This is a genomic window from Cupriavidus sp. H39 (genome assembly GCF_050271075.1).
Lineage (GTDB): Bacteria > Pseudomonadota > Gammaproteobacteria > Burkholderiales > Burkholderiaceae > Cupriavidus > Cupriavidus necator_B.
In genome coordinates, this window is record NZ_CP189848.1 from 188,085 (window position 1) to 207,253 (window position 19,169).

Here is a 19,169-nt window from a genome sequence, read left to right on the forward strand (position 1 = left end):
GACACGCACGCCACAGGAGCGCAAGACCGGCGCGCACCCGGCAGCGCGTTCCGGGGAGACGTTTCAGCGCAGGTGCGACAGCGGCAGCGGGCCCTCGCACTTGATTGCCGTCAGCACGATGTTCGACCGTACGCTCTCCACGCCCGGCACGCGCATCAGCCGTTTCATGGTGAATTCGGCCAGCGTGGGCAGGTCAGGCACGACCACGCGGATCAGGTAATCGGCCTCGCCGGCGACCGAATAGCACTCCTGCACCTCTTCCAGCAGCAGGATCTCTTCGCGGAAGCGCTCGATGATGGTGTCGCCGTGATGCGCCAGCTTGACACTGATAAACACCACCACGCCCAGCCCCAGCGCCTGCGAGGACAGGCTGACGCGGTATCCGGTGATGACCCCGTCGGCTTCCAGCCGCGCCAGCCGGCGTCCGACCTGGCTGGGCGACAGGTGCACGCGCTCGGCCAGCTGCTGGTGCGTGGTGCGGCCGTCGGCCTGCAGCGCGCTGAGCAGGGCGAGGTCATAGGCGTCGAGGGAAATATTCTGGGCAGCCATACATGAATCCCGCATCCGTAGGTCGTTGAATGCGCATTATATGCATGAACCTCCGTAAACAAGCGGACTATGCGGACAGATTGCGGCTCCGCGCGCCTAAACTACGCAGTGAATCCGCATTCATGCTGCCGCCGACGCAGCCAGCACGCATTCAAGGAGACAAGGCCATGGCCAGCGAAGCCCCCGGCGCCTTCCAGGGCACCCTGACCGACAAGCTCAAGGAACAATTCGAAGCCGGCCTGCTGTCCGGCCAGGAACTGCGCCCGGACTTCACCATCGCCCAGCCGGTGCACCGCTACACCAGCACCGACCACGCGATCTGGCGCAAGCTCTACGAGCGCCAGGCCCAGATGCTGCAAGGCCGCGTCAGCGATGAATTCCTGCAGGGCCTGGCCACGCTGGGGATGGAAAAGGACCGCGTGCCGGACTTCGACCAGCTCAATGAAACGCTGATGCGCGCCACCGGCTGGCAGATCGTGGCCGTGCCCGGCCTGGTGCCGGACGAGGTGTTCTTCGAGCACCTGGCCAACCGCCGCTTCCCGGCCAGCTGGTGGATGCGCAAGCCCGAGCAGCTCGACTACCTGCAGGAGCCGGACTGCTTCCACGATGTGTTCGGCCACGTGCCGCTGCTGATCAACCCGGTCTTTGCCGACTATATGGAAGCCTATGGCAAGGGCGGCCTGAAAGCGGCGGGGCTGGGCGCGCTGGAAATGCTGTCGCGGCTGTACTGGTACACCGTCGAGTTCGGCCTGATCCGCACCCCGCAAGGGCTGCGCATCTATGGCGCCGGCATCGTGTCGAGCCAGGGCGAGTCGATCTACAGCCTGGACTCGGCCAGCCCCAACCGGATCAGCTTCGATGTGCGCCGCATCATGCGCACGCGCTACCGCATCGACACCTTCCAGAAGACCTACTTCGTGATCGACAGCTTCGAGCAATTGTTCGACGCGACCCGCCCGGATTTCGCGCCGCTGTATGAAGCCCTGCGTGCCCAGCCGACGCTGGGTGCGGGCGACATCGCCGAGGGCGACCACGTGATCAACGCCGGCACCCGCGAAGGCTGGGCCGATACCGAAGACATCTGAGCCGGCCCGCCCGGCCAAACCCCGGGGCCGCTGCCCCGCTCCCCGCTTTGTGGAACAATGCCGGCATGCCCGCCGCCCCGGCGCGGGCGGGCCGGCTGTCCGTCCGATGCGCGTTGTCCGCATCGGACGACCTTCGTTTTCTCCCAAGATCCAGATCGAGCCCATCATGACTCCTCTTTCCCCGCAAGCCCGTGCCACGCTGCTCGCCGACCTGCCCGGCTGGACCACCGTCCCGGACCGCGACGCGATCTTCAAACGCTTTACCTTCCACGACTTCAACGCCGCCTTCGGCTTCATGACGCGCGTGGCGATCCAGGCCGAGAAGGCCGACCACCACCCGGAATGGTTCAACGTCTACAACCGGGTCGACATCACGCTGTCCACGCACGATGCCAACGGCCTGACCCAGCGCGACATCGACCTGGCCCACTTCATCGAGCGCGCCGCCGACGCGGTGACGAACTGACCCGGCGGGCCGCAGCGGTAGCTGTAGGCAAACCGTAAGGAAGCGGGGAGCGGCGCCTAGTACAATCTGCGGCAGGCCCGCACCGCCATGTGCGCCGTGCGGCCTTTCCCTGCAAGCCATGCCCAACGTCCTTCCCGAACTGCCGCCATGCGTATCCTGCTGATCGAGGACGACCGCCAGATTGCCAGCGGCGTCGAAGCCGGCCTGTCCCGCGCCGGCCACCAGGTACGCGTCGTCCACGACGGCGTCTATGCCACCGAACACCTGCTGCGCGAACAGCACGACCTGGTGATCCTCGACCTGGGCCTGCCCGGCATTGACGGCATGACCCTGCTGGCGCGCTACCGCGCCCGCAACCGCACCACCCCGGTCATCATCCTGACCGCGCGAGACGAACTGGAAGACAAGCTCTCGGGCCTGAACGCCGGCGCCGACGATTACCTGATCAAACCCTTCGCCCTGCCCGAGCTGGAAGCGCGCGTGCGCGTATTGCTGCGCCGCAGCCAGCATGGCGAGGCCGCGCCCGAGCGCGACGTGCGCCTGGGCCGCCTGCGGCTGTCCGGCAACGACCGCCGCATGTTTATCGACGCCCGCCCGCTGGAGCTGTCGCCGCGCGAGTTCGCGGTGCTGGAGCTGCTGCTGCAGCGCCAGGGCCGCGTGGTCAGCAAGGCCCAGCTGCAGGACCACCTGGCCACCTTCGCCCACCCCGCCGGCGAGGGCGGCGATACCGTCGGCGACACCGCGATCGAGGTCTACGTGCACCGCGTGCGCAAGAAGCTCGAGGACAGCGACGTCGAGATCGTCACCGTGCGCGGCTTCGGCTACCTGCTGCAGATCCGCGCCGGACAATGAAACCGCTCCGGCCGCCGCGGTTATCCGCCACGCGGCCCTGTCCTTCGGCCTAGCCGGCAATGTGGCCTCGCTCCCGCTCCTCCTCCCGGGTTTCCTGGCGCACGGCCTCCCGCATCTCGACGCGGAACGTGCCCCCACCTTCCGCTGCGGCTGATGCCGCGGGCGTCAACCCGGCGCCCGCGGCGACGCGCCAGGCCTCCCGCCCCGGCTCCAACATCAGCCTGCGCGTGCACCTGCTGCGCGCGCTGGCCACGCCGCTGTTCGCGCTGGTGCTGACCAGCGGCTCGCTGTCGTACTGGCTGGCGGCGCACTACACCACGCAGGTGTTCGACCGCGCGCTCTATGGCGTCGCCAACAACATCGCCCAGCAGATCCGCATCGCCGGACCGCGGCTGGAGCAGGACATCCCGATGATCGCGCAGACGCTGGTCGAGGCCGAGGGCACCGACCGCATCTACTGGCGCATTCACGGTCCCGACGGGCTGATCGGCGGCATGGATACCTGGCTGGGCTACGGCACGGGCCAGACCACGCTGCATGACGCGCGGCTGTTCTATGCGTGGTTCAGCGGCCGCCAGGTGCGCGCGGTGCGGCTGCCGGTGATGCTGCCCAGCGCCGCGGTGGACGAGCTTGGCACCAGTGAGGCCGGCAAGCCTGCGCGGGGCCCGATCGTGGTGGAAGTGGCGGAATTGCTGGACCGGCGCGAGACCGCCGCCAACGAGATCCTGCTGTCGGTGTCGGTGCCGCTGATCCTGCTGCTGCTGGTGGGCAGCCTGATCCTGTCGCACGTGCTCAAGGAAGAGCTGGTGCCGCTGCAGATCCTGGCCGACAAGCTCAACCGGCAGACCGCGCGCTCGCTCGCCGCGCTCGATGAAACCCAGGTCCCGGCCGAAGTGGCGCCGCTGATCCGCGGCCTGAACGCGCTGCTGGCGCGGCTGCGCGACGCGCTCGACGCCCAGCGCAAGTTCATTGCCGATGCGGCGCACCAGCTGCGCACGCCACTGACCGCGGTCAAGCTGCATGCCGACCGTGCCCAGGCCGCCGATTCACTGGAAGTGGCCCGCCATGCGCTGCGCGAGGTGCAGACCGCGGCCGACCGCGCGGTGCGCCTGTCCAACCAGCTGCTGTCGCTGGCGCGGGCAGAGCCGGGGCTGTCGCTGGAACGGCTGGGGCCGGTGGAACACTTCGACCTGGCCGAGCTGGCCTTTGAAACCGGCGCCGAGTGGGTGCCGCAGGCGCTGGCGCGCCGCATCGACCTGGGCTTCGAGATCCTGCCCGGCCCCACCTTCACCGGCGGCGCCCCGGCCGTGGTGCGGGGCAACCGGCTGCTGATGCGCGAAGCGCTGTCCAACCTGATCGACAATGCGGTGAAATACGTGCCCGCGGGCGGTCGCATCACGGTGCGCGCCGGCGGCGAGACCATGGGTCACCGCGGCATGGCGGTGGTGATGGTGGAAGACAACGGGCCCGGCATCCCGCCGCAGCGGCGCGAGGAAGTGTTCAAGCGCTTTTTCCGCGGCGACCGCGCGCCGGAGCCGGGCGGCGGCCGCGCCGACCAGGCTGGCGGGGCCGGCCTGGGGCTGGCCATCGTGCATGAGATCGTGACCCTGCACCACGGCACCATCCGCATCGAGGACGTGCCGCCACTTCCGCCCGGGACCGCGCCAGCCCCGTCAACCGACAGCCCGCCGGAGCGGCGCGCGGTGATGCGCTTTGTCATCCGGATTCCCTGCGAGCCGGCCGGGGCGGTAGCCTGAACCGCCGCGCGGGCACCGGCCTTACTTGGCCTTCTTCTTCTTTTCCTTCGGCGCCAGCATGGTGCCGCGGCATTGCGGGCTGCCGCAGCGGCACTCGAATTCCTTCTTCAGCTTGGCGGTATAACGGGCGTCGATCACCAGGCCGTAGTCATAGAACAGTTCCTCGCCCTGGGCAATGTCGCGCAGCGCGTGGATGAAGACGCGGCCCTTCTTCTCGCGCGCCTCGCAGTTGGGCTCGCAGGCGTGGTTGATCCAGCGCGCGCGGTTGCCGCCGTACTTGGCGTCGATCACGCTGCCGTCATCCAGGCTGAAGTAGAAGGTGTGGTTGGGATCGCTGGGATCGTGCGGATGGCGCTCCAGCGCCTTCTTCCACGAAATGTGCTCGCCCTTGTACTCGATCACGCGCTCGCCCTCGGCAATCGGGGCGATGGCATAGACGCCCTTGCCGTGCACGCCTGACTGACGCACCTCGATCCGGTCGCTCGCCGTTTTCTTGCTGCCCGCTTCCGCTGCCTTGCGCTTTGCCTTGTCCGCCATTTGCCTTTCCGTGCTCTCGCCTGTTGTGCCTGGGTGGCCGGTGCCGGCCTCCCGGCGCGATCGGGGATGATACCGGGGCTGCCGCGACACGTATACGTAGCAACCGTCTCCGCCCGGGCTCAGCCAGTCCGGGTCAAGCCCTGAGGACGTATACCCACGCCGCCGAGCCGCGCCCCAGCCGTATACGTCCCCCCCTGTTTACCACCCCGCATGTGGATAACCGGGCCCCGATCTGTGGACAAGCACGCGGATTGGGTGTGGGCTGCCTGGGGCTGGCATGGGGATGCCTCGGGCATAAGTCGGAGCGGGTCAGCGGACGACCTCATCCATAGGGCTGAGTCTTCCACCTCGGCCAACATTCGGTGCGACCACTTCTCGTTTACGTAAACCGTTGAAGACAATGATGTTTACCGGGTTTTCCACAGCGGATGCGGGTGTTTACCTACTACTACTATTTGTATACATGAAAGAAAAAGGTAAACCGAAAGAACGACCCCCGGCCCGGGGCACCAGCCAAAAGGCGACAGGCGTAAACGGCGGGTTTGCGAGAGACTTTGAGTTTTGCCCGTTTGGGTATACGGGCGAAGTAAACGAAGGAGGGAGCCAGACACGCACGTATACGCGTAGGGCGGCAAGGCTAAGGAAAGAGCACAGCCAGCCCATGCACGGGCCGAATAAAGAGAGTTCAGTCGCCCTGGAGCCACCCTCACCTCAACATGCACGATAGTGCAGTTCACCTGGGCAAGCCCTATCGGGCTCCCAGACGGCCTGGGCGCAGAAGAGCCCCAATGCCCCTCGGAACGCTTCTGAGGCTGCCAGCGGCCTTCTGATGGCTTTCTGGCGGGGTATACGTGCCCGGGGGTTCACAGTGGCCTGCAGCGGCTGGCGAGCCCAGTCTCGACTGCCTACACCGCCATCCCGCCAGGAAGCACACCTCCCTGACAGTGCCAATTTGCCGCCAGCCCCGCGCTGGCGCGGCCTCGCGGAAACTGTCAGGTAACAATCTGTTCCCGGTGCGCCTTGTCCGACACGGTATCATGTGGCCCGCGGCGTCTTTGCCGGAGCGGTGCCAGCCTGGCCGCCCGGCATGCGGACGCCTGTGTTTTATCAACTCGATACGGAGTGAAGCATGACGAAAACCGAACTGATCGACGCTATCGCAGCCGGGGTGGACGGTCTGACCAAGGCCAAGGCCGAACAGGCACTGAACGTGACCCTGTCGGCCATCATGGACGCCGTGGCCAAGGGTGACACGCTGAGCCTCATCGGCTTTGGCACGTTCAGCAAGGGCGAGCGTGGCGAGCGCATGGCGCGCAACCCGCGTACTGGTGAAGAAATCAAGGTCGAAGCCGCCAAGACCGTGAAGTTCAAGGCTGGCCAGAAGTTCAAGGACGCTGTCAACCAGTGATCCTGACGGGCTGCACTGCAGAGCCCGGCATTGCCTGACCCCGCCATGCCGCCGCCCCGGTGCCCGAGGGCGCAGGCGCGCGCCATGCGGGGGACGTTATCCACAGTCGTGATCTGACTCTTCTGCAGTATCCGCCGCATCACCCGCCCAGCGCCGGGGCGATTGCGCGCGAAGTCTTCCAACAGGCGTCCAGCCTTGGCCAGCACTGGCCATGCCGGGCGCCGTGCCATGTGGGGCCAACATGTTTGCCCATCCGCAGCGCCACAAATCTCCACAGCGTTATGCACAGCGCTTTCCACAGCCGATTCCACAGCGTTCTCCACAGGCGCTCGCGCCGCTGCGCGCCGCCTGCGCGGCCGCGGCGCTGGCACTGCTGAGTGCCTGCACCACGGTCAGCGAGCCGGCCCGGCCGCAGGCACGGGCACTGCCCGACACCGAGCGGCCGCTGACGCGCCCGGGCGCCACGGCGCGCGAGCGCATCGTCGAGATCGCCACCCAGGAATGGGTGCGCTGGGGCAGCCAGGTGGTGCGGCTGGGCCGCGACGACACCGCTTGCGTGACCTACAGCCCGGTGCCGGCGCCGGAGCTTCCGCCCGAGTTGCCGCTGGCATCCCCGACTGACAACGGGGCGCCGGCGGCGGCCACCACCGATACGGAGTCGAAGACCAACGGCAACCCGCCGCCCGCCCCCAGCTGCCTGTCTTTCCCGGACGGCACCGGCATGGAGGCCACGCCGCTGGGATGCACGCTGGCGCGCCGCTACTGGGGCATCGTTGGCGAGGCGCCGAGTTGCAGGCAGGTGACGCAGGGCGCCTGGGCGTGGTCGGCAGTCTTTGTGTCATGGGTGTTGCGCAAGGCTGGGCTGGACGAGCGCCAGTTCCTGACCGGCCAGTCGCACTCGATGTACGTGGTCGATGCCCGCGACGGCATCCTGCCCCATCCCGCCTTCCGCATCGAGCCCGTTCCCGCGATGCCCCGCCCCGGCGACATCATCTGCGCCGGCCGCGGGCGTGACCGCTATCTCGAGGACATCGCCGAAATTGGTTTCGGTACCACGCCGATGCATTGCGACATCGTGGTCGCCGTGGATCCGGCAGCGCGCGTGGTGCGCGCCATTGGGGGCAACGTCCAGCAATCGGTCTCGATGGAAGAGATCGAGCTGGGCGATTCGGGCCGGCTCGACGGTGTCACCAACTCGCACATGCCGTGGCTGCTGGTGATGCGCAACGACCTGCAGTAGATATTGTTATTGATACGAATTATTGGCGTGTTCTGTTTTTGATCGGTCTGATAAGTCGTGCGAATGATTGCGGGTTCAGTCGAACAGCTCGAGCTGCGCGGTATCCCGGTCACTTGTGCCGACCCCGACCCCAAGCAGCCGCACCGGCAAGCCCCGGCGCGCATGGCCCTCTGCCAGCAGCCGCGCATAGACGCTGCGATCCGGGGCATGGCCGCGGCATTCGACCGTGGTCTGGCGGAAGTCCGAGAAGCGCAGCTTTACCGTCAGCTTGTCGATGGTGTCATGCGCCTGGGCGCGCGCGATGCGCGCCTCGAGCATGGCGATCAGCGGTTCCAGCTCGGCCAGGCAGGCCGGCAGGTCGGGCAGGTCGTCGGCGTAGGTTTCTTCCACGCTGATCGACTTGCGCTCGCGCTCGGGCGTGACCGCGCGCTCGTCCACGCCGCGGCACAGCTTGTACAGCCGCGCCCCGAACACGCCGAACTCGCGATGCAGGCGGTCGGCAGACCACGGCCGCAGGTCGCCGCAAGTCTCGGCACCCAGCCGGCGCAGCTTGGCTGCGGTGACCTTGCCGACGCCATGGATGCGCTCCACCGGCAGCGCGGCGACAAAGGCGTCGACTGCCGCCGGCCGGACCACGAACAGCCCGTCGGGCTTGTTCCAGTCGCTGGCGATCTTGGCGACGAACTTGCTGGGACCGACCCCTGCCGACACCGTCACCCCGACTTCTTCACGCACGCGCTGGCGGATCTCCTCGGCAATGCGCGTGGCGCTGCCGGCATGGCGCGTGCACAGGCTGACATCGAGGTAGGCCTCGTCCAGCGACAGCGGCTCGACCAGCGCGGTGTATTCGCGGTAGATCGCAAAGATGCGGCGCGAGACCTCGCGGTACTTGTCCATCGCGGGGCGCACGATCAGCAGGTCGGGGCAGCGCTTGAGCGCCTGCGCCGACGCCATTGCCGAGCGCACGCCGAAGGCCCGCGCCTCGTAGTTGCACGTGGCGATCACCCCGCGCCGGTCGGGCGCGCCGCCCACCGCCATCGGCCGGCCGCGCAGCGACGGGTCGTCGCGCATTTCGACCGAGGCGTAGAAGCAGTCGCAGTCGCAATGGATGATCTTGCGCTGGACCGCGGGACTGGCATCAGGCGGGGCGGACATGGGGGCCGGGCTCGGGATCGGCTTTGTTCTGGTTATCCGTTGGATGAATGACGGTGATCAATTTTCAGGTCGTTTCATTGATCGATTGGATGCCGGCGGGCTTCTGCCGCGCATTCATCCACAACCCTTCGGCCGCATACAAGGCCAGCGACAGCCAGATCAGCGCGTAGCCGGCCTGCTTCTGCGCCGGGAACGGCTCGTTCCACAGCCACACCCCCAGCAGCAGTTGCAGCGTCGGACCGGTGTACTGCAGCAGACCCAGCAGCGACAGCGGAATGCGCCGTGCTCCGGCCGCAAAGAACAGCAGCGGCACCGCCGTCACCGGCCCGGCCAGCAACAGCAGCCACTGCGTACCCGGCGCTGCGTGGGTGAAACTGTCCTGGCCGGTGGCGAACAGCCAGCCCAGCACGGCGGCGGCCAGCGGGAACAGCAGCAGCGTTTCCAGCGACAGCCCTTCCAGCGCGCCCAGCGCACCGGTCTTGCGCAGCAGCCCGTAACCGCCAAAGCTGGCGGCCAGGCCCAGCGCAATCCATGGCAGCTGCCCCGCCGCCACCGTCAGCCAGGCCACGCCGGCCGCGGCCACCGCGATCGCAAGCCATTGCACCCGGCGCAGGCGTTCGTGCAGGAACACCACGCCCAGCAGCACGCTGAACAGCGGGTTGATGAAATAGCCGAGGCTGGCATCGACCACGCGGTTGGCCGATACCGCCCAGATATACAGGAACCAGTTCGCGCACAGCAGCGCCGCGCTGGCGGCAAACGACAGCAACAGGCGCCGGTCCCGCACCACCTGGCCGAGCCACGCCCATTGGCGCCGCCAGGCCAGGATCAGCCCCAGGAATACCAGCGACCACACCATCCGGTGCAGCAGAATCTCCACCGGCGCGATGCCGGGGAGCGACTTGATGTAGAGCGGGAGCAGCCCCCAGATGACGTAGGCCAGCAGCGCGTAGAGAATGCCGAGTTGCATAGGGTTTTCCGATCGATGCCGGCGATTCTACCGGGGCCGCGCCCTCCCCGCCGGCGCGCACCGCGCGCGGCCGCCGCCAACAAAAAACCCCATGCTCCGCTGGGACCATGGGGTTTGCTGATGGCCCGGTTGCCCGGGCGCACGCGGCTTACAGCTTGCGCGCGAAGCTGAACTGGGCGAAGCCCTGCTCGGCCACGTTGAACCACGCCGCCTGGTTGTTGCGGAACACGCGCCAGTCGTCGTAGATCTTCTTGAACGACGGGTTCTTCGCGGTTTCGTCGGCGTAGGATTCCTGGGTCGCCTTGAAGCAGGCCTCCATGATCTCCTTGGAGAACGGACGCAGCTTGACACCGTTTTCCAGCAGGCGCGCCAGCGCCTGCGGGTTGACCGTATCGTACTTGGCCATCATGGTGGTGTGCGCCTCGATGGTGGCGGTTTCCAGCGCGCGCTTGTACAGCGCGGGCAGCTTCTCGAACTCGCTGGCCGAGGCGTAGAACGACAGCTGCGCGCTGCCTTCCCACCAGCCCGGATAGTAGTAGTACGGGGCCACCTTGTAGAAGCCCAGCTTTTCGTCATCGTACGGGCCCACCCACTCGGCCGCATCGATGGTGCCTTTTTCCAGCGCGGGGTAGATGTCGCCGCCGGCAATCTGCTGCGGCACCACGCCCAGGCGCGCCAGCACCACGCCGGCAAACCCGGCGATGCGGTACTTCAGGCCCTGCAGGTCAGCCACGGTCTTGATTTCCTTGCGGAACCAGCCGCCCATCTGCGCGTTGGTGTTGCCGCCCAGGAAGTTGACGACGTTGTATTCCTTGAAGAACTCGCGCATCAGCTTCATGCCGTTGCCCTGCAGCATCCAGGCGTTCTGCTGGCGCGCGGTCAGGCCGAACGGCACGGTGGTGTCGAAGCAAAGTGTCGGGTTCTTGCCGAAGTAGTAGTAGCCGGCGGTGTGGCCGATCTGCACGGTGTTGTTCTGTACCGCGTCCAGCACTTGCAGTCCCGGCACGATTTCACCGGCGGCAAAGACCTTGATATTGAACTTGCCTTCGGTCAGTTCGCGGACCCGTGCCGACAGCGTTTCGGCGCCGCCGAAGATCGTGTCGAGCGACTTGGGGAAGCTCGAGGCCAGGCGCCATTCCACGGCGGGGTTGCTGCCCACCACGGCCGGCGCGGCCGGGCCGCTGGCGGCGGCAGGCGCAGCCTTTTCTTCACCCTTGCCGCACGCGGCCAGTGCCCCGGTGGCAGCCACGGCCGACGCTTTCAACAGAAAGGAACGACGTTCCATCTCCACTTCTCCTCTTATAGATATTGATTCGGATGCGGGCGCACGGCTTGCATGAGGCCACGCGCCGGACCGTGACGCACCGGCCGCCGGGGTACGGCGGCCTGCGCAGCGCTGTGCCTGTGGCGAACGGGCACGGCGGCGTGCCCTGCAGGCCCGACGCCGGAACCGCGCGCACGGCCGAGGGCTGTCTTACCCGAAAGAGTAGGGTAGGGACGAAGGTCATTGCTGACCTGTCCCCCCCTAGGAACCGTACGTGCGAGTTTCCCCGCATACGGCTCGGATCGCACTAAATGCCCCTCTCGGACACCGGCTTCACAACAGTTCTACCTTGGTAATGCACTTGCCTGTGACAGTTCGGATGCAACAGTACGCGATTCCCCAGTGCATCGGAGCCCCCGAGTATGCGAGGTTCGATGTGATGATCTTCCCATCCTGTTTCCTTGGTTATCTTGCACTGACACACCGCGCACAAGCCTTGCTGGGATAGATACAGCTTGATCCACTGCTTACGGTGCGCCATGTTTTCCAACATACGCTCCTGCCGCAGCTTCTCGCCGTACCGCTCCTGCACTGGATCGAAGGGATTGTAGTCCCCCCGAATCTTCTTGTGCCGCCGAATCGGCGTGCTGGACAGCGAGTACAACTCCGTCCAGCCTTCACTGCCTTTGCCGCTCACGAACTTGGTACCAAACACCCAATTTCGTTCGCCGACGGTCGCGAAGTATTTCTTCCGCACCCATTCGACGGACTTATGTGGATGTCGCCGCTTTGCCCACCGTCGTAGAGCATTGAATATTTCATGCTCCACACGGGCGAACATCGCTTTTGCCACCACTGGACTGTGATACTGAGCCCAGCCCCTTAGCATCGGGTTTAACAGCCGGATTAAGTCCGACTGCTCCACCGTCTTGTTGGTGCTGATGACCGCCTTCACCTCGCGATAGAACGCTTGCGCGTTTTTCTTGCTTGGCTTGATAAGCAGTGTTCCGGAGTACTTCCGGAAATTCCACCCTAGGAAGTCAAAGCCCTCAGTGATGCTGACGATTCGCGTTTTCTCCGTCGACAGCGACAGTCCCCGTACTGCAAGGAACTGTTCTACCCACGGCTTCACCTCGTTCGCTAGGACCCCCGGCGTATCACCGGTGATGACGAAGTCGTCCGCGTAACGCACAACGTTCACTTTGAGCCTCTTCGCCTTGGTCGCTCCCCACTTCGCTCCGAGGAACTTGTTGAGTTGCGTTTCCAAGCCGTTCAGCGCCACATTTGCCAGGGTCGGGGAAATGATGCCTCCCTGTGGTGTTCCGGCTTCGGTCGCCTGAAGCCGACCCTGAAATACCACGCCAGCTTTCAACCACTTCCGAAGGATTGCTTTGTCCATGGGGACATTGCTTTCCAGCCAGTCGTGACTGATATGGTCAAAGCATCCTTTGATGTCTGCTTCCAGTACCCATTGGGCCGAGGTCCTCTGGGATAGGGATACAAACAACTGGGACATGGCATCCGCCGTGGATCGATTAACCCGGAACCCATAAGAATTCGGATCGCTCGTCCCTTCGGACACCGGCTCCAGTGCCAGCAGATACAGCGCTTGCATGGCTCTATCCAACATGGTTGGAATGCCCAGAGGCCGCTCCTTCCCGTTGGCTTTTGGGATATAGACCCTCCGTAATGGCAACGGCCGATACCCTCGACGCTTCAACCTCCCAATGGCTTCCCATCGGGCTTCAGACGTTTTCCACTTTTCGCGATCGACACCTGCCGTTCGCTTACCTTGGTTCATTGTCACTCGTCGTACCGCCAATGCTTTTGCGGAAAACGAGCGGGTTAAGGACCGTTGCAGGGCTTTCACCCTTCGCCAATCCCCATCCTGTGTTGCCTTCGCAATTCGAATCTGCATTTCTCGGACGTTCCGTTCCACGCGGCGCCAATCAATGGCGCCCCAGGTTTGCGGCACGCCGGAGAGCGCAGATTCATCCTTGCGGATCAATGCTTCCATGCTGCTCTCCTATCTTGAGGATCTCCCCCAATATCAAGAGGCAACACGCCCCTTGAGGGACGTGTTGCCCCTCAAGGGAAGAAAAATTTAAACAAGCGAGATCAGTCAGCCGTCCTGCGACGTTTGACCAGTTGGAAGTCTGCCCGCTTTCGCGTGGGATGATGTTTCAATCCCTATCCGAGCCATTACAGTCCGGCATTCGCTTTTTCCAACATCCCATACCCGCACAGCCAACAGCGTTCCTTACGGTTCGCCTGCCTGAGCCAAACTGCGCTCCGGCAGCCATACGGGCTTACCACGTTCCCTGCGCATTACACGACTGGGTTAGGGTCTGCCTTTCCGCCGGTGGTCATCGTGGCGACGTGTCCCAAGGCTTGAGTAGGACAACCGACCACACACCTTTTGGTTAATGCCTGGCAGCAGCTTTGGCATCTCAATCGTTACGACGTTTATCAGCAGTTCACTTACGTTACCCATACCAGTCAGCCTAGCGCCTCAACCCCGTTGCTGCTCGGAGCGTCTACCGTCCTGTCTCACGACCTGATGGCACCCTTTCGGGGGCTACATTGTCAGGAGAGCTTCACACCCCACCGTTACCAGTGACGCATGTCTCCCTAGGCTACTGCTAGTCGCATAGCAGGTTCTCTATCGCGCTACCCTTTCGGGCATAACCGACCGAACCATAATGCACAGAGCTACCGCTCCGGAACCTCTCTTGCTTGCCACTGTGCTCCTATGCAAGCGAGCGCTTGACGGCATCGGTCGCTCTTGCGAGCGACGGCAGCCGTCCCAAAGAACGTAGCGCCGTTCTATGCAGAACGGTTTGAATGCTATGTTGCGGCGATACAACGGAGTCTCCGCTGTCTAGCCGCATACACCCTCCGTTAGGGGGGTGTCTACAGAGAACTCGCCCAAAGGCGAGCGTCCCCGCCCTTGGGCAATGGCTGGAAATCCATCCAGCAAAAAGCAAGCTGCAAGTTGGCCACTGTTCCGGCTTCCTCACAACACATCGGACTCCCCTAGCTGTTCGGCCGGGTTCGTCTAAGCAAGTAATGGTCGAGATTGGACGGTTCAGGCCGAAGCCCTCCCCTTGTCTCGACAAGGTCGATGCTCCTTACGTTGGAGCTACCCGGACACGAGAATGCGTGTCGCACCAAGCCAGCCGATTATAGCGGTGGCTCTTTCGGCACGGGGCCCCGCGCAAGTGCGGGTTTTCGCTAGTCAATTGCGTCATATCCGCTATTTTCCGCATCGTGAGACGCCGCACAGTGTGATGGATTTTGTAACCCGGCTTGCGGTCAAATGGTCTCGGCTGATAAAAAACAGTCCCGATTCCGCAGCCCTGCCTGCCTGGCAGGATGGTTGCCACGCGGAATTGCCGTACCCGTTGCCGTCCCCATTGCCGTACCAATTGCCTGCTTCTGCTCGTCGATTCCCCCTGATGCCGTCCGGCTCCCGCGCTTGCGCTGGCCGGCACGTGCCGCTGCGCCGCCTCGGCTTTGCCGTGCTGGCCGCCTGGGGACTGGTGGCGTGCGCGCAGACCGGCGATCCGGCTAGCGGCACGGCTACGCCTGCCACGGCGTTGCAGCCGCCGCGCATCGCGCCACCGCCGGGGGTGCCGGCAACGGTTACCGCGGCCGTGGCGGCGCCAGCCCCGCCGGCGGCAGCGGCGAACACTGAAACGGCGGCATCGCCCGCGCCGGCCGAAGGCGACGACCCGCTCGCCGGGCTGATCGCCGGCGCCGCGGCGCCCGCGGCAAGCGTCACCGTACCCGCCACAGCGGCAACCAGCGTCGCCGCGACCCTGCCGCCGGTCGATCCTGACTTCGTCGGTCCGCCCGAACCACCGGCCCCGCCGCCGCCGCCGCTGGTGCTGTTTCCGCCCAAGCTTGGCGAATTCCAGGCCGAGGCGCCCCCCGCCCCATCTCAAGGCGCTGCCACGGATGCCGGCGCGCCGTCGGACGCACCCCCGGTACTGCATTCGCAACTGCCCGCCGACGACCCGGCGGGCGAATCCGTGTGGCGCCTGAGCTACAGCGGCCGCGCCGCGGCCGAGGAGCGCCCCGCCACCATGCGCGCCTGTCCCGGTGGGGCGCTATCCACCGGCATCGGTAGCGGGCTGGCCTGCCGCAGCACGGGCGAAGTCAAGATCCGCGAGTCAGTGCTGGACCTCGACGGTGGCGCCCAGGTGATGCTGATCGCGCAGGCGCGCGGCACGGATGCCACTACTGTCAATGGCCGCCCGGCGGCCATCGACCCCTATGCCCTGGTGCCGCAGTTTTATACGGCGGTCAGCGGGCTGGCGGTGCTGGACGGCGCCACCATGTGGGCCGGCCGGCGCGACAACGCGCCGTTCCTGATGTCGTCCGGGCTGCTGCCGCCGAATTCCACGGCGATGCGCTTCGGCGTGGACAACGCCAAGGTGATCGGCGATATCGGCCTGAACTACCAGTACACCGCGCGCGCCGACCAGAACGGCCAGAACCTGCCCAGCTACCACTCGCTGCGCACCGCGCCCATCCCCACCAATGAACAGGGCTCGGTCCAGCTCGGCTTCACGCGGGTGGAGGCCCAGCCGCTGGTAGAGGACCCGGGCGGTGCATGGTGGGCTTCGGCGCTGCACGAGCAGAAAGGGGTGCTGTTCGGCACCAACCGGCTGGGGGTGCAGTTCGGCGCGGGATCGCGCAACGCCATGACCGGCTATACCGGCATGGGACCGGCGCTGTCGCGCACGCGCGTGGCCGACTCGATCGAATGGAAGAGCCGCTGGGGGCTGAGCGGCGCGGTGGAGCAAAGCCTGCAGTTCGACCGTTCGCCGGTCGGCACGTTGCAGTGGACCACCACGCGGCTGCGTCCGGCGTACGTCGCCAGCAGCCAGTTCCGGTTGAATTTCGAGGTGTCGCACGACCAGATCTCGTCCGGCTTTGGGGTCAGCGGCCAGCGCACCGCGCTGACCGTGGCGCCTACGCTCACGCTGGGCAAGTCGGCCGGCAACGCCAACCTGCGCGCCTTCTACACCTACAGCCGTGCCAGCGACGTGGAAGGCATCGGCTACACCGCACCGGCCGACGCATGGGCCTCGCAGGCGAGCGGCTCGATCTTCGGCGTGCAGCTCAATCGGCGCTGGTAGTTGGCCGGGTTGTTGCGGGGCGCATGGTGGAGCCCAGGGCGTGGGGCACGGCACTGGCTCCGGCCGGCGCTGTCGCAGCGGACTTGCGGCACAGCCAGTGGAACAGCAGCGTGGCAGCCAGCCCGCCGCCGATCTGTGCCAGCACGAAGCCCGGCACGTCCTGCGGCCGGATCCCGGTGAAGGTATCGGTCAACGCGCAGGCCAGCGTCAGCGCGGGATTGGCGAACGAGGTCGACGACGTGAACCAGTAGCCCGCGGTGATATAGCCGGCTACCACAAACGGCACCAACTGCGGCCGGCTGCGCAGCGTGCCGATGCCCACGCCGACCAGGCCAAAGGTTGCCACGAACTCGCTCCACCACATCGACGCGCCGGTGCGGCTCTGCGCCGACCACGCCAATGCCGGCTCGCCGAACATGGCATGCGCCGCCAGCACGCCGCAAACGCCGCCCGCCAGCTGCATCAGCACATAGCGCAGCGCATCGCGCGGCGCCAGCGTGCCTTGCACCAGTGCCGACAGGCTCACCACCGGATTGAAATGCCCGCCCGAGACCGGCCCCAGCGACACCAGCAAGGCCACCAGCCCGGCGCCCGTGGCCAGCGAATTCGCCAGCAGTGCAAGCGCGGTATCGCCAGCGGCGAGGCGCTCGGCACGAATGCCGGAGCCGACCACGATCGCCACCAGCAGCGCGGTGCCGAGTCCTTCCGCCACCAGGCGGCGCGCCAGCGTACTCATCGCAGCGCTGCGCCGGCGCAGCGGCGCAAAGCATGGGCGGGACTCAGGCTGGACCGCGGACTTGTGTGAGGGCCGGTGGCGGAAAGGATGGGGACAGCGCGCAGCAACAAGATGGACAACGTCGCCTGAGACGACGCCTCGAACAGTGGCAGATCGTGGCCATGAGCATGGCAACGCCGCGGCGCAGCGGCTGCGCGCGCGGTCGCGACAGTGTTCCGCCGCGGCGCGGGGGCGTCAATGTGCGCTGACGATGTTGTGTGCTGACGCCGGGTTTCGAATCGGGTCGTTCAGCGCAATTCAGCGCAACAGGAACGCAATATCCTCGACCACGATATTCGCCACCGGGATGCCCTTGCGGCGCTGGAACAGGATGTGCTGCTGGACGCGGCTGCGCTGATCGGCAAACACGGCGGGATCGATCGGCGTGCCCATTCGCATGTAGTGCTGGACCAGCAGCTTGTAGGCGCGATGGCGCACCTGCATGGCCTCGGTTTCGGCACGCAGCCGCTTGATCTCGGCCGGGCTGCGGTCGATGGCCTGGTGCAGTTCTTCCACTGTGCGCGCGTGCAGCTCGCGGTAGACGTCGCGCTCGGCTTCCATTTGGTGCAGTTCGTCGCGCAGCGCGCGGATCTTGTTCTGCAGCTTCAGGGTCTGCGACACGGCCTGCTGCATCCGCCCCGCCGCGCCCAGCGCCTGGCTGGCGGCGGCCATGGTGCTCTTCCACAAGCCGCGCTCGCCGGCCGCGGTTTGCGGTGGCCAGCGCTTGTCCGTCCCGATCAATGTGTCCATCCAACCCCCCGGTGAGAAGTATCGGCCCGGGCCGGTTATCTGCATTATGGAAGCGGCTTGGCCGGCCTGGCCCGCCCTGCCTGGCGGCAGCGCTTCAGGGCATCGTAGAGAGACATGGATCGGCTGCCAAGTAGAAGATATTTACTTCTGGATTGGGTGTTGCGCGCCGGGCGAAACGGCGGCCGCGGCCATCAACGGCCAGGCAGCAGGCGGTGCGACTTCGCGTAGGCACGCAGCACATCGTTGATGCGCGTCTGCCAGCCATCACCGGTGGCCTTGAAGGCTTCGACCACATCGCGGTCGCAACGCATGTTCAGCGTGACCTTGCGTTGATCTTCCGGCAGCGCCGGGCGCCCGCGTGGCCGCAACAGCGCCTGCGCCGCCTGCTCGCCGACCAGCCGGGGCAGTACTTCACGCGCCGGCCGCATGCGTGCGAACTCGGCATCTGTCAGCGGCGGGTTGTCGCGGTCGGCCTGTGCGGCGCGCGTCAGTGCCTTGTCCTCGGCATCAGTCGGGATATGAACCTTCCGTTTCGTAGACATACTTCAGTACCTCGCGGCGGTTGGCTTTGCGCAGGCTGATGATGCGCATCGTCTCGCCTCGCATCGTGTAGACCATCACAAAAACACGGTTGCCGATCAGCCCGGTAGCGATCACGCGCCCTTCACCGTACGCAAACCGCAGATCGTCCCGGATCAGCGCACCTTCCATATCGAACGCTTCGGCCAGTGCCAGCGATACGCCATGCTTGATCTGGTTGGCCAGGTCCTTGACCGGATCGAACACCACCGGCATTGATTTATTGTATAGACGTTAAATGGACGGGGACAAGGGATATATTTGCCAATACGGAAATTGCCTGCCGCCAGCGCGGGCGAGGTCTCCCTGCTGAGCATGGGAGCGTCAAGATGTGCCGGCACGCAAAAGGCAACCTTGACTGCGATCAGCCGTGCCTGGTAGTTCGGGGGAATGCGACGTGGATGGGATCGAAATGTGTCGCCGGGCGGCGGCGATGCGGGGCATGGCACGCGTACCGGAACAGCGCCCAATGCAAAAAGCCCGGCTGCAAGAGCCGGGCTTTTTCTGTTCTGGTGGCCTGGGACGGAATCGAACCGCCGACACAAGGATTTTCAATCCTCTGCTCTACCGACTGAGCTACCGGGCCAAAGAAGCGAAACTATAACTGGACTTTTGGAGCCAGTCAAGCGTCATCC

At 65.6% G+C, this 19,169-nt stretch carries 17 protein-coding genes and 1 tRNA gene; 7 read left to right on the top strand and 11 right to left on the bottom strand.

Going from position 1 to position 19,169, the window contains the following annotated elements; genetic code table 11:
* Positions 1 to 63: 63 nt before the first annotated feature.
* A complete protein-coding gene (locus tag ACOCMH_RS16330) occupies positions 64 to 549 on the bottom strand; it encodes an Lrp/AsnC family transcriptional regulator (RefSeq protein ID WP_427311955.1) in 486 nt (161 codons plus the stop codon).
* Between the two features lie 167 nt (positions 550 to 716).
* Between ACOCMH_RS16330 and phhA the strand changes: the two genes are divergently transcribed.
* The 4 genes from phhA to ACOCMH_RS16350 all read left to right on the top strand — a co-directional run bounded on the left by phhA (position 717) and on the right by ACOCMH_RS16350 (position 4,709).
* Positions 717 to 1,634, top strand: a complete 918-nt coding sequence (gene phhA, locus ACOCMH_RS16335) for a phenylalanine 4-monooxygenase (protein ID WP_427311957.1) — start codon at positions 717 to 719, stop codon at positions 1,632 to 1,634.
* Between the two features lie 166 nt (positions 1,635 to 1,800).
* Positions 1,801 to 2,100 (top strand): 4a-hydroxytetrahydrobiopterin dehydratase, encoded by a 300-nt coding sequence (locus ACOCMH_RS16340; RefSeq protein ID WP_012354319.1) that lies wholly within the window; start codon positions 1,801 to 1,803, stop codon positions 2,098 to 2,100.
* Positions 2,101 to 2,247: 147 nt separating this feature from the next.
* Positions 2,248 to 2,952 carry a response regulator transcription factor gene (locus ACOCMH_RS16345; protein WP_012354320.1) on the top strand — a complete coding sequence of 235 codons (705 nt, stop codon included), beginning with the start codon at positions 2,248 to 2,250 and terminating at the stop codon, positions 2,950 to 2,952.
* A gap of 128 nt (positions 2,953 to 3,080) precedes the next feature.
* Positions 3,081 to 4,709 carry a sensor histidine kinase N-terminal domain-containing protein gene (locus ACOCMH_RS16350; protein ID WP_427311960.1) on the top strand — a complete coding sequence of 543 codons (1,629 nt, stop codon included), beginning with the start codon at positions 3,081 to 3,083 and terminating at the stop codon, positions 4,707 to 4,709.
* 21 nt (positions 4,710 to 4,730) lie between these two features.
* Here ACOCMH_RS16350 and ACOCMH_RS16355 read toward each other — a convergent pair whose 3' ends face one another.
* Positions 4,731 to 5,246, bottom strand: a complete 516-nt coding sequence (locus ACOCMH_RS16355; protein WP_216621379.1) for an SET domain-containing protein — start codon at positions 5,244 to 5,246, stop codon at positions 4,731 to 4,733.
* A gap of 1,129 nt (positions 5,247 to 6,375) precedes the next feature.
* On the opposite strand from ACOCMH_RS16355, the gene ACOCMH_RS16360 reads away from it, so the two are divergent.
* Both ACOCMH_RS16360 and ACOCMH_RS16365 read left to right on the top strand, forming a co-directional pair.
* A complete protein-coding gene (locus ACOCMH_RS16360; RefSeq protein WP_012354324.1) occupies positions 6,376 to 6,654 on the top strand; it encodes an HU family DNA-binding protein in 279 nt (92 codons plus the stop codon).
* Between the two features lie 241 nt (positions 6,655 to 6,895).
* The gene (locus ACOCMH_RS16365; RefSeq protein WP_427311963.1) at positions 6,896 to 7,894 is read left to right on the top strand and encodes a DUF2272 domain-containing protein; all 999 of its coding nucleotides are present in this window, start codon (positions 6,896 to 6,898) and stop codon (positions 7,892 to 7,894) included.
* 75 nt (positions 7,895 to 7,969) lie between these two features.
* Here ACOCMH_RS16365 and dinB read toward each other — a convergent pair whose 3' ends face one another.
* From dinB to ltrA, 4 genes are all read right to left on the bottom strand, one after another.
* Complete coding sequence (gene dinB, locus ACOCMH_RS16370; RefSeq protein WP_427311965.1) at positions 7,970 to 9,049, bottom strand: DNA polymerase IV; 1,080 nt, start codon at positions 9,047 to 9,049, stop codon at positions 7,970 to 7,972.
* A gap of 64 nt (positions 9,050 to 9,113) precedes the next feature.
* Entirely contained in the window at positions 9,114 to 10,019 is a 906-nt protein-coding gene (rarD, locus tag ACOCMH_RS16375) for an EamA family transporter RarD (RefSeq protein WP_427311967.1), read from the bottom strand.
* Positions 10,020 to 10,167: 148 nt separating this feature from the next.
* Complete coding sequence (locus tag ACOCMH_RS16380; RefSeq protein ID WP_427311969.1) at positions 10,168 to 11,304, bottom strand: TRAP transporter substrate-binding protein; 1,137 nt, start codon at positions 11,302 to 11,304, stop codon at positions 10,168 to 10,170.
* A 286-nt stretch (positions 11,305 to 11,590) separates the two neighbouring features.
* Positions 11,591 to 13,300, bottom strand: coding sequence for a group II intron reverse transcriptase/maturase (gene ltrA, locus ACOCMH_RS16385; protein WP_427311971.1), 1,710 nt, complete (start codon positions 13,298 to 13,300; stop codon positions 11,591 to 11,593).
* 1,441 nt (positions 13,301 to 14,741) lie between these two features.
* Between ltrA and ACOCMH_RS16390 the strand changes: the two genes are divergently transcribed.
* Positions 14,742 to 16,430, top strand: a complete 1,689-nt coding sequence (locus ACOCMH_RS16390; protein ID WP_427311973.1) for a carbohydrate porin — start codon at positions 14,742 to 14,744, stop codon at positions 16,428 to 16,430.
* Here ACOCMH_RS16390 and ACOCMH_RS16395 read toward each other — a convergent pair.
* The 5 genes from ACOCMH_RS16395 to ACOCMH_RS16415 all read right to left on the bottom strand — a co-directional run bounded on the left by ACOCMH_RS16395 (position 16,414) and on the right by ACOCMH_RS16415 (position 19,120).
* Positions 16,414 to 17,166 (bottom strand): aquaporin, encoded by a 753-nt coding sequence (locus ACOCMH_RS16395; RefSeq protein WP_427311975.1) that lies wholly within the window; start codon positions 17,164 to 17,166, stop codon positions 16,414 to 16,416. The two genes, ACOCMH_RS16390 and ACOCMH_RS16395, sit on opposite strands and share 17 nt — an antisense overlap.
* A gap of 297 nt (positions 17,167 to 17,463) precedes the next feature.
* A complete protein-coding gene (locus ACOCMH_RS16400; RefSeq protein ID WP_427311977.1) occupies positions 17,464 to 17,955 on the bottom strand; it encodes a hypothetical protein in 492 nt (163 codons plus the stop codon).
* Between the two features lie 191 nt (positions 17,956 to 18,146).
* Positions 18,147 to 18,497, bottom strand: a complete 351-nt coding sequence (locus ACOCMH_RS16405; RefSeq protein WP_427311979.1) for a BrnA antitoxin family protein — start codon at positions 18,495 to 18,497, stop codon at positions 18,147 to 18,149.
* A complete protein-coding gene (locus ACOCMH_RS16410) occupies positions 18,463 to 18,750 on the bottom strand; it encodes a BrnT family toxin (protein WP_427311981.1) in 288 nt (95 codons plus the stop codon). The genes ACOCMH_RS16405 and ACOCMH_RS16410 overlap by 35 nt, the downstream gene beginning before the upstream one ends.
* A 294-nt stretch (positions 18,751 to 19,044) precedes the next feature.
* Positions 19,045 to 19,120: transfer RNA gene (locus ACOCMH_RS16415), tRNA-Phe, on the bottom strand.
* Between the last annotated feature and the right edge of the window lie 49 nt (positions 19,121 to 19,169).